The 13,890-nt window shown below is 69.9% G+C and carries 13 protein-coding genes; 8 read left to right on the forward strand and 5 right to left on the reverse strand.

Features of this window, described 5'->3' with window-relative positions; all coding sequences use genetic code 11:
* Window positions 1–8 precede the first annotated feature (8 nt).
* Genes LDO11_RS06845 through LDO11_RS06855 form a run of 3 tightly spaced genes read right to left on the reverse strand, consistent with a single transcriptional unit; the run spans window position 9 to window position 2,760 of the window.
* Window positions 9–1,685, reverse strand: coding sequence for a phosphoethanolamine transferase (locus LDO11_RS06845; protein ID WP_232140864.1), 1,677 nt, complete (start codon window positions 1,683–1,685; stop codon window positions 9–11).
* Window positions 1,682–2,422, reverse strand: a complete 741-nt coding sequence (locus tag LDO11_RS06850; RefSeq protein WP_232140865.1) for a phosphatase PAP2 family protein — start codon at window positions 2,420–2,422, stop codon at window positions 1,682–1,684. Before LDO11_RS06850 ends, LDO11_RS06845 begins: the two co-directional genes overlap by 4 nt.
* On the reverse strand, window positions 2,401–2,760 hold the full coding sequence (locus LDO11_RS06855) for a diacylglycerol kinase (RefSeq protein ID WP_232140866.1): 360 nt from the start codon (window positions 2,758–2,760) through the stop codon (window positions 2,401–2,403). The genes LDO11_RS06850 and LDO11_RS06855 overlap by 22 nt, the downstream gene beginning before the upstream one ends.
* 202 nt (window positions 2,761–2,962) lie before the next feature.
* On the opposite strand from LDO11_RS06855, the gene LDO11_RS06860 reads away from it, so the two are divergent.
* The 6 genes from LDO11_RS06860 (at window position 2,963) to LDO11_RS06885 (ending at window position 10,636) form a co-directional block, all read left to right on the forward strand.
* Window positions 2,963–3,652 carry a response regulator transcription factor gene (locus LDO11_RS06860; RefSeq protein ID WP_232140867.1) on the forward strand — a complete coding sequence of 230 codons (690 nt, stop codon included), beginning with the start codon at window positions 2,963–2,965 and terminating at the stop codon, window positions 3,650–3,652.
* Window positions 3,636–4,910, forward strand: a complete 1,275-nt coding sequence (locus tag LDO11_RS06865) for a sensor histidine kinase (protein WP_232140868.1) — start codon at window positions 3,636–3,638, stop codon at window positions 4,908–4,910. Before LDO11_RS06860 ends, LDO11_RS06865 begins: the two co-directional genes overlap by 17 nt.
* A gap of 106 nt (window positions 4,911–5,016) precedes the next feature.
* On the forward strand, window positions 5,017–6,987 hold the full coding sequence (locus tag LDO11_RS06870) for an LTA synthase family protein (RefSeq protein ID WP_232140869.1): 1,971 nt from the start codon (window positions 5,017–5,019) through the stop codon (window positions 6,985–6,987).
* 84 nt (window positions 6,988–7,071) lie between these two features.
* The gene (locus tag LDO11_RS06875; protein WP_255683332.1) at window positions 7,072–7,635 is read left to right on the forward strand and encodes a GNAT family N-acetyltransferase; all 564 of its coding nucleotides are present in this window, start codon (window positions 7,072–7,074) and stop codon (window positions 7,633–7,635) included.
* Between the two features lie 99 nt (window positions 7,636–7,734).
* Window positions 7,735–8,055 carry a Rieske (2Fe-2S) protein gene (locus LDO11_RS06880; protein WP_232140870.1) on the forward strand — a complete coding sequence of 107 codons (321 nt, stop codon included), beginning with the start codon at window positions 7,735–7,737 and terminating at the stop codon, window positions 8,053–8,055.
* 166 nt (window positions 8,056–8,221) lie between these two features.
* On the forward strand, window positions 8,222–10,636 hold the full coding sequence (locus tag LDO11_RS06885) for a TonB-dependent receptor domain-containing protein (RefSeq protein ID WP_232140871.1): 2,415 nt from the start codon (window positions 8,222–8,224) through the stop codon (window positions 10,634–10,636).
* 51 nt (window positions 10,637–10,687) lie between these two features.
* On the opposite strand, the gene LDO11_RS06890 is transcribed toward LDO11_RS06885, so the two are convergent.
* The gene (locus tag LDO11_RS06890) at window positions 10,688–11,299 is read right to left on the reverse strand and encodes a HutD/Ves family protein (RefSeq protein WP_129135322.1); all 612 of its coding nucleotides are present in this window, start codon (window positions 11,297–11,299) and stop codon (window positions 10,688–10,690) included.
* Window positions 11,300–11,480: 181 nt separating this feature from the next.
* Window positions 11,481–11,828 (reverse strand): ComEA family DNA-binding protein, encoded by a 348-nt coding sequence (locus LDO11_RS06895; RefSeq protein WP_129135321.1) that lies wholly within the window; start codon window positions 11,826–11,828, stop codon window positions 11,481–11,483.
* Between the two features lie 197 nt (window positions 11,829–12,025).
* On the opposite strand from LDO11_RS06895, the gene LDO11_RS06900 reads away from it, so the two are divergent.
* Window positions 12,026–13,519: a M20 family metallopeptidase gene (locus LDO11_RS06900; protein WP_232140872.1), complete on the forward strand. Its 1,494-nt coding sequence runs from the start codon at window positions 12,026–12,028 to the stop codon at window positions 13,517–13,519.
* Between the two features lie 93 nt (window positions 13,520–13,612).
* Complete coding sequence (locus LDO11_RS06905; protein ID WP_232140873.1) at window positions 13,613–13,876, forward strand: GlsB/YeaQ/YmgE family stress response membrane protein; 264 nt, start codon at window positions 13,613–13,615, stop codon at window positions 13,874–13,876.
* Window positions 13,877–13,890 lie beyond the last annotated feature (14 nt).

Consider the following 13,890-nt stretch of genomic DNA (forward strand, 5'->3'; position numbering starts at 1 on the left):
CGGTGCGCTCAGGCGCGGGCCGCAGCGCTCGCGCGTCGGCAGGAATGCAGGATGTCCCGCCCGGGCCGGTAATCGCGGGTCTGCACGTCGAAGAAGCCCAGCACCGTATCGAACAGGTTGTCCTGGCTGTAGGCATCGCCGGCGATCCGGTCGAGGCAATCGCGGTCGATACCGGCGCTGGCGGTGACCGCGGGCGACAGCCACAGCGTCATCGGCACCTGGAGCTGCTGGCGCGGCGCGATCGCCAGTGGCGCGCCATGCAGGAACAGTCCGTACTCGCCCAGTGACTCGCCGTGGTCGGACACGTAGAGCATCGCCGCGTCGTGGCCATGCTGCGCGCCCAGCAGGTCGATCAGTTGTCCCAGCACCGCGTCGGTGTAGCCGATGGCGTTGTCGTATGCGTTGACGATCTGCTCCCGGCTGCAACGCCCGAGGTCGCCGTGGCGGCAGGTGGGCCGGTAAAGCTCGAACGCGGCGGGATAGCGCTCGAAATAGTTCGGTCCGTGATTGCCGAGCGGATGCAGCACGATCAGCACGTCGTCCTCGGCGGCCTCGATGCGCTCGCGCAGTCCGGCGAGCAGGATCGCGTCGAGGCAGCGGTTGCCGGTGCACAGCGCGGGCGCCTGCGTCGGCTGCATCGTCTGCATTCCGATGGCATCGCAGACGCCCTTGCAGCCGGACTGGTTGTCGCGCCAGGCCACCGCCACGCCGGTCCTCGCCAGCACGTCGAGCAGGTTCTCCTGGTGGTGGATCGCGACGCGGTCGTAACGCTCGCGCCCAAGGATCGAGAACATGCACGGAAGCGAGACTTCGGTGCTGGTCCCGCAGGCGGTGACGTCGGGGAAGTTCACCACGTCGCGGCGCGCCAGTTCCGGCGTGGTCTGGCGCGCATACCCGTTGAGGCCCCAGTGGTCGGCGCGAACGGTCTCGCCGACCACCAGCACCAGTACCCTGGGCCGGCGCGGACCGGCGGCGCCGACGATGCGCCGGGCATCGGCGGCCACCACCTCGCGCGGGCCGGCCGGGCCGCGTTCCTCCTGCGACAGCGCACGCACCGTGGAGACCAGCACGTTGCCGGGGGTAATGCGATGGCGCAACGCGTGGTCGTTGCGCATCAGCGAGAACACCCCTTGCGAACCGACCGCCAGCGCGACCAGGGCCAGCGCCAGCATCGCGATCGCGAACAGCGCCCGACGCCGCAGGTCCTGGCGCAGGGGCGGAATGCGCACGCGCGTCCACAACACCAGCGCGGCCGGCAGCCCGCCTGCGACGGCGACATGGACCAGCAGCCCCGGTGACAGCAGCTCGCGGCTCTCCGCCATGTCGGTGTGCAGGATGTTGCGGAGCATGTCGACGTCGAACAGCACCGCGTAACGCGATGCGTACCAGCTGGCGCAAGCGGTCACTACCAGCAGCGCCGCCAGCACGGGCCGGGTTGCGGCGCGCCACGCGAAGGGCGCCAGCACGCAGGCGTGCAACGCGAACACCGCGACGGCGAGGACGAGCCGCACCCGCGGCGATGTGCCGGCCTGCGCCACCGCCTGCCAGAAGGTGCCGTTGCAGGCGAGCACGAAGTACGCGCACACCAGCGCCAGCAGCGCCTCGCCGGACATGCTCGGGCGCCAGCCGCGGATGGCGAGGTCGCGCACCTGCAGTCGGCGCAGGCTGTCGCGGACGGTGCTCATGGACGCCGCCTTGCCCTAATGGCGAAGCTGCCGATGTCCGCTTCCGGCGCACGGGCCGGCGACTCCCGCCACAGCCATACACGCGCGAGCGTCGCGGACCAGACCCAGCACAGCGCCAGGGCCCAGACGTCGTGGGACAGGAAGTGCGCACCGCGCAGCTGCTGGGTGATGCCGAAGATCGTGCCGGCCAGCAGCCCCGCGCACAGCCCCCGGTGGCGCCAGCGCGGCGCGACCCGCTGCAGAGCGAAGTAGCTCGCGACCCAGGCATACCCGGCGGCGGCATGGCCCGCCGGGAAACAGGCACCGTCGCCGGCGAACCACGGCACCGGCGCGTGGCTACCGCCATATGCCACGAGCGCCCACGGACAATCGACGCCACTGACCTGCTTGAGTGCTCCCGCCAGCAGGGCGCTGCCCGCCACGGCCACCACGAGGTAGGCCAGCGCCCGTTGCCGTTCGCGCGGCATGCGCCCGCGGATTCCCGCGGCGAGCAACGCGCATGCGCCTACCCACGCCAGGATGCTGGCGTGCCTCGCCCACACGTGCAGCAGGGTCGAGGTCCACCATGCATCGCGCAGCGCCCAGTGCCCGCCCTCGAGTCGATAGAGGGCGTTGGCGATCCACTGGTCACCGCCAAGCCCATGCAGCGGCACGGTCAACAGCAGCGCGAACGCCGGCACGGCGGCGATCGCCTCCCAATGCGTGGCGGCCGGCTTCACCACGGCACGCAGGCCCACACCAGGGCATGCAGCAGGAGGGCGGCCGCGACCGCCGCGGAGCCCGCGTCCTTCGCCTTTCCGGACAATGGGTGGTGTTGCCGGCCGAAACGGTCGACCGTCGCCTCGATCGCGGTATTGAGCAGTTCCACCACCAGTACCAGCCCGAAGGTCAGCAACAGCAGGACGAGCCACAGCGGCGGAACCTCGAGCATGAACACTGCCGCGCCCACGGCCGCACCCAGCACGATCTCCTGGCGGAAAGCCGCCTCGGTGCGCCAGGTGTCGCGCACGCCACGCAACGAATGGCCTGCGGCCGCAAACAGACGCGCGGCTCCCGCAGTCTTGTATTCACTCATATCCCGTACGTCTCCCTGGCACCATGCCGGCACCGGGCAGCTTTCCGGCGTCCACGTCGGAACCGGGTCGGAAAAACATTCGCCGCCGATTAAGAGCCCGGATGCCGCGCGCCGCCGACGGCGTCGTCGCCGCCGGACGTACCTCACTGGCCGCAGCCTCGAACGGCGCGCATCCTATGACCTGCTCCCCGGACCGATCGCCATGCGCCTGCTCATCGTCGAGGACCACCCACCGCTTGTCGCCAGCCTGTTCGCCTACTTCGAGGCACGCGGCGCGCGCCTCGATGCCGCGCCCGACGGCGTGGTGGGGCTGCACCTTGCCGTCACCCAGAACTACGACGCCGTCGTGCTCGACTGGATGCTGCCGCGCATGGAAGGCCCCGTCGTACTGAAGACCATGCGCGAACGCGGGATCGACACGCCGGTGCTGATGCTGACCGCGCGCGACCAGTTGCCCGACAAGCTCACCGGCTTCCGCGCGGGCGCCGATGACTACCTGACCAAGCCGTTCGACCTTGCCGAGTTGGAAGTGCGCCTGGAAGCACTGCTTGTCCGTGCACGCGGGCGCACCGCCATCCGCCAGCTCGAGGTCGGCGACCTGCGGCTGGATCTCGCCACCCTGGAAGTGCGCCGGGGCGGCGAGTTGCTGCACCTGTTCCCCGCCTCGCGCAAGCTGCTGCAGGTGCTGATGATGGCAAGCCCCGCGGCGGTCAGCCGGCGGGAGCTCGAGTACGCGTTGTGGGGCGACGAGCCCCCCGATGGCGACATGCTGCGTTCGCATATCTACGAACTGCGCCGCAGCGTCGATGGCGACCGGCCGGTCAAGCTCATCCACACCCTCCCCCGTATCGGTTACCGGGTCGCCGTGGTGGACGATGCGTACGCGTCCTAGCCTCACCCGCCAGATCACACTCGGCCTGGTGGTCTACGGGGTCCTGCTCAGCGTCGCGCTGTTCGTGCACGGCCTGCTGGTCAACGAACAGGCCGAGCGGATGGTCTGGCAGGCGATGCTGGAAACGTCGATGGACGACCTGCTCGAGCGGCGCCGGCACGATCCCGGCTTCGGCTGGCGCAACAACGGCCGGCTCGACCTCCACATCCTGGATGCGGGAGACGCACGGGTACCGGACACCTTGCGTCCACTCGCCCCGGGCCTGCACGACAACGTGTTCTTCGGCGACAACGAATGGGTGGTGCTGGTTCGCGAGGAGGCCGGCATCCGCTACGCGCTGGCGCTCGACATCGACGGCTTCGAGGACCTGGAGTGGGAGCTCGTGAAGCCGGTGATCGCCTCGTCGGTGCTGTTCATGCTGCTGCTCGGCATCGCGGTCTATTTCGGCGCGCGCCTGCTGGCGCGCCCGCTGCGCGACCTTGCCGCAGACATCGGCACGCTGTCGCCCGACCGCCGCGGCCTGCGCATCGAGGTGCCGGCGCGTGCGAGTTCGGAGCTGACGGTGATCGCCGGTGCGCTCAACGATTACCTCGCCCGCAACGACCAGTTCGTCGACCGCGAGCGCGCCTTCATCGATACCGCCAGCCACGAGCTGCGCACGCCGATGGCGGTGATCCGCAGCGCCGCGCAGATCGCGCTCACCGGGCCGGGCGATGATGCGCCGCGCCAGCTCCAGCGCATCGCCCGCGCCACCCGCGAGGTCGAGCAGCTCATTTCCATGCTGTTGCTGCTGGCCAAGGATCCCGAGCGCGTCACCGCCGCCGCGGAGCGCTTCCGCCTCGACGAAATGCTGCCTGCGGTGGTCGACGACCATCGCCACCTCGCCGCGGACAAGGACCTCACGTTCCTGGTCGGACCGCTGCAACCCTGCACGCTGGTGGCACCCGAGGCCGTGGTGCGCCTGGCCGTCGGCAACCTGCTGCGCAACGCGATCGAACACAGCGACCGCGGCGAGATCCGCCTCACCCTCGACGGTGCGGGGCGGGTGGAGATCCGGGACCCCGGCCACGGCATGACGCCCGAGGAGATCAGCGCGCTGTACGCGCGCCTGGCGCGTGGCAGCGACCGGGGTTCGGGCATCGGGCTGGCCCTGATCGCCCGCCTCAGCGAACACCTGGGCTGGCGGCTGTCGATCGAACCTGGTGGCGACCAGGGCACCGTGGCGCGTCTCGACTTCGGCGGTGCACAACAGGGCTGAGCCGCGCGCTTCGCCGTCGCGCCGTTCCGACAACTTTCCGACCACCGCGCACCAATCCTGACTGGACACGCCGGTGTTGCCGGTGCTTCCGTTCGGGTGTAGTGCGATGCCCCAGACGCTCCGGCACGGTCTTGCGCCGCTGCTGCCCTTCCTGTCGATCTTCGTGCTCGGCCTGCTGCTGCTGTCGCTGTCGCGGCTCGGGCTGTCGCTGTGGCAGGCGGACGCGGTGGGCGCCGCCGGCGGATGGACGCAGGTCCTCGTCCAGGGCGTCCGCGTCGACGTGGCCGCGATGTGCATGTGGCTGGGCATCGCGGCGGCCGCCTACCTGCTGCTGCCCGCGTCGCTTGCACGGCGCCCGCAGGTGGCGATCGTGTTCGCCGTGTGGCTGGCGCTTGCACTGGCGATCCCGATGGCGCTGGAAGCCGCCACGCCGGCGTTCATGGCCGAGTACGGGCTGCGGCCCAACCGGTTGTTCATCGAGTACCTCGCCTACCCGCGCGAAGTGTCGTCGATGCTGGCCAAGGGCCACCTGCTGACGGGGCTGGCCACCGTGCTGGTCACGCTGGCCGCCGCATGGTTCGCCTACCGGCTCGCCCGGCGGCTGCTCGCGCGGCATCCGCACCATCCCGGCACCGGGGCGGTGCGCGCGCTGGGTGCGGTCATGGTGCTGCTGGCCTGCACACTGGGCATCCGCTCCACGCTGGGGCACCGGCCCATGAACCCGGCCATGCTGGCTTTCTCCACCGATGCCACGGTGAACACCCTACCGCTCAACTCGTTCTATTCGCTGGCGTTCGCGATCCGCGACGAACTGCGGCACGACCCCGGTGCGCGCATCTACGACCCCACCACGCCGGACGAGGAGGTGGCCGACGCACTGCGCGGCATCAGCGCAGCGTGGCCCGGCGCCACGGTGGTCAAGGATGCATCGGTACCGCTGCTGCTCAGGCGCGACCCGGTCCATCACGGCCCGCCACGCAACCTGGTGATCGTGCTGGAGGAAAGCCTCGGCGCGCGTTTCGTCGGCAGTCTCGGCGGATTGCCGCTCACCCCGCGCTTCGATGCGCTCGCCACCCGCGGCTGGGCCTTCGACCAGCTCTATGCCACCGGCACGCGCTCGGTGCGCGGCATCGAGGCGGTCGTGAGCGGCTATCCGCCGACGCCGTCGGTGGCAGTGGTGAAGCGGCCGCGCGCGCAGCAGGACTTCTTCACCCTCGCCGCGCTCCTGCGTCGCCACGGCTACGACACCGCGTTCCACTACGGCGGTGAGAGCCATTTCGACAACATGCGCGGCTTCTTCCTCGGCAACGGGTTCGAGCGGATCATCGAGCGCAAGGATCATGCTGCGCCGGGTTTCGTCGGCTCCTGGGGCGTCTCCGACGAGGACCTGTTCGCCGAGGCGCATGCCGACTTCGAGCGTCTCCACGCAGCGGGCACGCCGTTCTTCGGTTTCATCTTCACGTCGAGCAACCATGATCCGTTCGAGTTCCCGGACGACCGCATCGAGCTGTACGACGCGCCGAAGGCGACCCGCAACAATGCTGCCAAGTACGCGGACCATGCGCTGGGGGGCTTCTTCGAACGTGCGATGTCCTCGACGTACTGGGCCGATACCGTGTTCCTGGTGGTGGCCGACCATGACTCCCGCGTGCTCGGCCAGTCGCTGGTGCCGGTGGACAATTTCCGCATTCCCGGCCTGATCCTGGGCGCCGGCGTCGAGCCACGCCGGGACACCCGCCTGGTGAGCCAGATCGACCTGGCGCCGACCCTGCTGTCGCTGCTCGGCATCGACGATGCGACACCGCTGCTGGGCCGCGACCTCAACCGCGACGACCCGACCGCGCACGGCCGGGCACCGATGCAGTACGACGCGAACTTCGGCTGGCTGGAAGACGACGGCACGCTCGTGGTCCTGCAGCCGGGTCAGGCGCCGCGCGCGTTCGTGCACCGGCCGGGACGTCCACTGGTCGCATCCGGGGCGCCCTCGGCGGAGGCGCAGAGGCTGGCGGCGCTGCATGCGCTGTGGGGCACCGTCGCCTACGAGCGCGGGTGGTACCGGCTTCCGGAGGGCCCGTAGACAGCCCGGCCACGACCGGGAGCCGCTTGCATTCCCTGGCGGTTTTCCGGACAACACCGCATCCCACCCGTGCGCGAACATCGAATGGCCGAAGTGCTCCCGCTGTATTTCCGTGCGGCGACGGCCGCCGACGTGCCGGCGCTGGTGGCCCTGGTGACCTCGGCCTATCGCGGCGATGCCAGCCGCGCCGGCTGGACCACGGAAGCCGACCTGCTCGATGGCCAGCGCATCGATGCCGCGGTGCTGCGTGACGACATCGCACGCCCGCGCAGCCGGGTGCTCATTGCCGATGACGCCGCGGGGCCGGTCGCCTGCGCGCACGTGGCCGATGTCGACGGCAGCGGTTACTTCGGCATGTTCGCGGTCGACCCGCGGCGCCAGGGCGGCGGTATCGGGCGCGCGGTGCTGCACGAATGCGAGCGCATCGCCCGCGAGGACTGGACCCTTGCGCGGATGCGGATGACGGTGATCGACGTCCGCACCGAGCTGATCGCCTGGTACGAGCGCCTCGGGTACCGCCGCACCGGCGAGCACCTGCCGTTCCCCTATGGCGACACCCGCTTCGGCATCCCCCGGCGCGATGACCTGCGCTTCGAGGTGCTCGAGAAGGCGCTGCCACCCGTGTCCGCGGGCGCGCGCGTGTCCTGACGCCATCGCGGTGCCGGCGGGCCGCGGCATCCGCGAAGCCCGCAGGCAGATGCGGCCATCCCGGCTGACCCCGCGGGCCAGCCTCCCTACAATGCCCGCATGAGCGACTGGACCTTTGTGTGCACCACCGCCGAGCTCCTGCCGGGCGAGACCCGCGTGGCCTGGGACGGCGATACGCCGATCCTGGTGTTCAACCTCGACGGCGCCTACTACGCGCTGGAAGACCGCTGCAGCCACGAGGATTTCGAGCTCTCCGCGGGCCATTTCGATACCGCCGAGGGCAGCATCGAGTGCGCGCTGCACGGTGCGCGCTTCGATATACGCGATGGACGCCCGCTGTGCGCGCCAGCCTATGGGCCGGTGGTGCGCTTCCCGGTCGAGGTGCGCGACGGCGGGGTCTGGACCCGCGACGACCGCTGAAACCCGCACCGCGGCTGCAAGAAAGATCCCGCAGGATCTTTTATCAAGAATCGTTCTCATTATAATTCGCATCCAAGGGCGTCATGCCCGCCTCCTGCGATGCCGTCCAGCCACCGCCAGACCCGGCTTCAGGATTCCCTACGCACCGACCCCACGGAGCCCCTGGATGCACGCAGTCACCCCGAACCGGCGTACCGCGCCCCGACGCCATCTGCTGGCCGTCGCCCTCACCGTTGGTCTGGCGGGACATGCGGTCGCCGACCCCGGCCTGCAGACCCGCGACTTCGACACCATCGTGGTCACCGCCACCGGTTTCGAGCAGAAGATCACCGACGCGCCGGCCAGCATCACCGTGGTCACCCGCGAGGAACTCGCCCGCCGGCCGTATGCCAACCTCGTCGATGCGCTGCGCGACATCGAAGGGCTCGACGTCGGCATGGAGAGCACCGACAAGAACGGCGAGGCCACCATCAGCATGCGCGGCCTCGGCTCCGACTACACGCTGGTGCTGATCGACGGCCGCCGGCAGAGCAATGTCGGCGACCTCTACCCCAACAATTTCGGCGGCGGACAGTTCGCCTTCGTGCCGCCGATGGAGGCGATCGAGCGCATCGAGGTCGTGCGCGGGCCGATGTCGACGCTGTACGGCTCCGACGCGATGGGCGGCGTGGTCAACATCATCACCCGCAAGGTCGGCACGGTCTGGCACGGCGCGGTGACCCAGACGCATACCTTCCAGCAGGAAGACGAGTTCGGTGACGCCCGCAAGACCGATCTGTATGTCGGCGGGCCGCTGGTGGCCAACCGGCTGGGCCTGGCGGTGCGCGGCAGCTGGTACGACCGCGACGAATCGATCCCCGACTGGGAGCCGCTGCCCCTGCCCGACGGCACGATGTGGGACCGCGCCCTCGGCTTCGGCGGCGGTGGCAAGCAGGTCGCCGCCACCAACTGGAATGCCGGCGTGCGCCTCGCATTCACCCCCAACGACGACCACGACATCATGCTCGACTACGACCGTTCACGGTTGAAGTACGACAACTCCAGCGGCCAGACCGGCACGCTCGACAGCATCGAGAGCCTGTGGCGCACCGGTAACGCGGTGATTCCCGCGCCCGGTGGCGGCACCGTGACCCGTCGCGTGGTGCAGCCGCGCGTCGGCTACACCGCCTACCAGCGCTACGAGCGTGACCAGCTCGCGCTGAGCCATGTCGGACGCTGGTCGTTCGGCACCAGTACCACCAGCATCACCCGGCACGAGAGCAGCAACCTCGGCCGTTCGCTACCGTTGACGGTGGCCGAGCGTGGCGACTTGCAGGACCTGTGGAACGATGTCTGTGCGCGCCGTGGCCAGGCCGCCTACTGCAACAACGGCACCGGCCTTGCGGGTATCGAATCCAGCGGGCTCACCGCGGAGGAAATGGCCCGCCTGCAGGCGTTCCTGCCGCGGCAGCTGCGCACGCTGGAACTCGAGGGCCTGGTGGTCGACACCATGCTGGAGCTGCCGCTGGGCGACCACGTGGTCACCGTCGGCGGCCAGTACGACGACACCGACATGGAGGATGGCGTGTTCGGCATGGACGGTGCGGGTTTCCGCGACGGCACGAGCCAGAAGCACCGCCAATGGGCGCTGTTCGCCGAGGACAACTGGGCGTTCACCGACGACCTCACCGCGACCTTCGGACTGCGCTACGACCACCACAACATCTTCGGCAGCCACGTCAGCCCGCGTGCCTACCTGGTCTGGGATGCCACGCAGGCGTGGACGGTCAAGGGCGGCATCAGCACCGGCTACAAGGCGCCCAAGCCCAACTACCTGTTCCCCGGCATCACCGGCTTCGGCGGCCAGGGCGTGTCGCCGATGGTCGGTACCCCGACACTGCAGCCGGAGACCAGCACCAACGTCGAGCTGGCCACCTATTACGACGGTGGCCGCTGGGGCTTCAACGCCACCGCGTTCTACAACCGCTTCAAGGACAAGATCGCCACCGGCGACAACTTTGCCAACTGCGAGGTCGCGCCGACCGGCGGCGGCTACTGCGTGGACATCGGCCCGGGCTGGGCGGCGCTCGGCTATACGACCTTCAGCCAGCGGGTGAATATCGACCGCGCCGAAACGCGCGGCGTCGAACTCGCCGCCCACACCGGGCTCACCGACACCCTGGCGCTGCGCGGCAACTACACCTGGACCCGCTCGGAACAGAAGAGCGGCGACGACGCGGGGCGCCCGGTGACCGGCAACCCCGCCGAGCACATCGCCAACGCGACGCTGGAATGGACGCCGACCGACGTACTGACGCTGTCGCTGATCGGCGAGGGCCGCTACGACCGCTACCGCGACTACGACGCCGTCGCCGGGCAGGAGCGCTGGTACAGCGACTACACCGTGTTCCACCTCGGCGCGTCCTGGCGCATCACCGATGCGTTCCGGCTCAACGCGCGCATCAACAACCTGTTCGACAAGGACTTCATCGAGCAGACCTGCACGCTGGCCGATACCCGCGACAGCTATGTCTGCGTCGACGACTACCTGGTCAAGGACCAGCGGCGCAACCTCTGGCTATCGGCCAGCTACCGCTTCTGAACCAGTGCTGCGGCCCGACGGATACGCACGCGGCGCATCCGTCGGCCGACGTCAGTCGGTTGGCCCGTCGGCAACGGCGCCGCGTGGGCGGATGCGGATGGCCAGCAGTTCCCCGCCGCCATCGAGCAGGAAACGCCGGCGCACCGGTTCATCGAGCACCGCGGTATCGCCCTGCGCCAGCGGCGGCAACAGTGCGCCTTCGAAGCGCGCCTGCCCGGCCAGCAGATGCAGTGCCCAGCGCGTGCCGGGATCGGCGAAGAACAGCATCGGCCCGACCAGTGGCCGGTGCCAGAGATCGACGTCCACCGCCTGTGGGCGCCAGATCAGGTTGAACACCTCGACCCGGCCGTCCGGCGCGGCCCGGGGCGGCGGGTCGCCGTCGAAGCGGAGGCGCCCGTAGGGCGGCTGCAGGTCCCCGCGTCGGCCATCGGCAAATTCCAGCTGCAGCCCCTCGCCCCGCAGCAGCACCTGTTCGCGCATGGCGCCGGGGAATGCCGAATACGGGCCGGCCTGTTCGATGTCGGCGATCGACAGCCGCCAGTCCCATCCGCCGTCGTGCGCGTCGGATGCGCAGATCTCGCGGGTCCATCCGCGCCCGTTGCGCCAGCGGCTGCGGAGGTAATCGTTGGCCGGGATCACCCGGCTTCCGGCGGAAGCGTCCATCGGCGCAGTGTAGCGGGCGGCCCGGCGCCGACACGCCTCTCACCAGCGGACGCCGCCCCCCGTGCGTCCTGCACGGGGGGACGGCGAACATCCCTGTCATTCCGGCCTCCGTGCCGGACTCCCGGAGCGGTCCTGCTCCCGACTGGCGGCCGCGCGTCCGTGCGCGGCCCCAGGTGCCTCTTCAGCGCTGCGGACGCGCGGTTGCGGTCGCGGTGGTGGCGGCGGCCGCGGGACGCTCGGCCGGACGGCGCGCAGGCGCGGCGCCGAGCTCGATGCGGTCGCGGTTGAGCTCCACGGTGCGCAGGCCGATGCCCTTGACGAGGGCGAGCTGCTCGACGCTGCGGAAGGCGCCGTTGGCCTTGCGGTGCTCGACGATGGCCTCGGCCTTGGCCGGGCCCACGTTGACCAGCACGCGGTCGAGCGTGGCGGCGTCGGCGGTGTTGATATTGACCTTCTCGCTGGCCCAGGCGGCGCCGGCCAGCAACAGCGAAAGCAGTGACGTGCACAGGGTCCTGGTGAACATGTTCATGGCGATTCCTTCCGTATGTGGGTGGCTTCCTGCCGGCGCGCCCGCGCCGGTATGCAGAGTGTCCGCAACCGCCGCGGCCGCGCCTATCGCCCGCCGCGCCGTGCGCCCACAGGGCAAAGCCGGCAGCCGGCGTCGGAAAATTCCGACCGCGACGCGCCGGCTAGAATGGGGCCTTCCCCCGCTTTCCAGGAGTCGCCATGGACGCCAGCAAGGTCGATCGTTTCGTCGCCCAGAAATGGGACGACGACATCGTGCCCCAGCTCGTCGAATACATCCGCATCCCGAACAAGTCGCCGATGTTCGATGCCGAGTGGAAGGCGCACGGGTACATGGACCAGGCCGTGGAACTGATGGCCGGCTGGGCGCGCCGGCAGGACATCCCCGGCATGCAGGTGGACGTGATCGAGCTGGAAGGCCGCACGCCGCTGATCTTCATCGAGATCCCCGCCGCGCACGGTGGCCGCGACGACGATTGCGTGCTGCTGTACGGCCACCTCGACAAGCAGCCGGAGATGACCGGCTGGGACGATGATCTCGGTCCGTGGAAGCCGGTGTTGCGCGGCGACAGGCTGTACGGCCGCGGTGGCGCCGACGACGGCTATGCGATCTACGGTTCGCTGGCCGCGATCATGGCCCTGCACGAGCAGCAGCTGCCGCACGCGCGCTGCGTGGTGCTGATCGAGGCCTGCGAGGAATCCGGCAGCTACGACCTCCCTGCCTATGTCGATCACCTCGCCGAGCGCATCGGCAAGCCGTCGCTGGTGGTCTGCCTGGATTCGGGCTGCGGCAACTACGAGCAGCTGTGGTGCACCACCTCGTTGCGCGGCCTGGCCGGCGGCAACCTTACGGTGAAGGTGCTCGACGAGGGCGTGCATTCGGGCGATGCCTCGGGCGTGGTGCCGTCGAGCTTCCGGCTGCTGCGCCAGCTGCTGTCGCGCATCGAGGACGAAACCACCGGCCGCATCCTCCTCGAGGGCCTGCACGCCGAAATCCCCGCCGAGCGGCAGGAGCAGGCACGGCGTGCGTCCGGCGTGCTCGGCGACGAGGTCTATTCGAAGTTCCCGCTGCTCCAGGGCATGCGGCCGATGAACGAAGACCTGGCCGAGCTGGTGCTCAACCGCACCTGGCGCCCGGCACTGTCGGTGACTGGCGTGGGTGGCATCCCGTCGCTGGATTCGGCCGGCAACGTGTTGCGCCCGCATACCGCGGTGAAGCTGTCACTGCGCCTGCCGCCCACCGTTGACGGCAAGCGTGCCGGCGCACTGCTGCAGCAGGCGCTGACGCAGGATCCGCCAAACGGCGCACAGGTCACGTTGGAACTCGAAAAGGCCGCGACCGGCTGGAACGCACCGGCGCTGTCGCCGTGGCTGGAAACCGCGATCAACGATGCCAGCGAGGCGTTCTTCGGGCGCCCGGCGATGTACATGGGCGAAGGCGGCTCGATCCCGTTCATGGGCATGCTCGGCGAGAAGTTCCCGGGCGCGCAGTTCATGATCACCGGCGTGCTCGGCCCGCATTCCAACGCGCACGGCCCCAACGAGTTCCTGCACATCCCGATGGGCAAGCGCGTGACCGCCTGCGTCGCGCGGGTGATCGCCGAACACCACCAGGCCGGCCTGAGGGGCGAGACCACCGGCTCCGCCGTTGCCGCCGACAGCGGCAGCCGCCACGGCGACCACGGCTGCTGCTGATGCCTGGGTCCGCGCGCTCTCCGCGCACGCCGCGGAGAGCGCGATGGCGGCAGCTGCGGCTATGCTTGCGCCCGGATCATCACAGGGGGCGACATGGCACCGTTCGGCAGCAGCAACTGGCTGTACATCATTCTCATCGGCCTGCTGGTCGGCATCCTCGCGCGCATCATCGCCCCGGGCCGTCGCCGGATGGGCGTGATCCTGACCTGCCTGCTCGGCATCGGCGGCGCCCTGCTGGGCACCTGGGGCGGGCAGCAGATGGGCTGGTACGCGGTCGGCCAGGCCGCGGGCTTTTTCGGTGCGCTGCTGGGCGCGGTGATCATCCTCGGCCTGCTGCAGCTGCTGCGACCGCGCTGATCCCGGTTTGATCT

The sequence above is a fragment of the Alterluteimonas muca genome (genome assembly GCF_021191595.1).
Lineage (GTDB): Bacteria > Pseudomonadota > Gammaproteobacteria > Xanthomonadales > Xanthomonadaceae > Luteimonas > Luteimonas muca.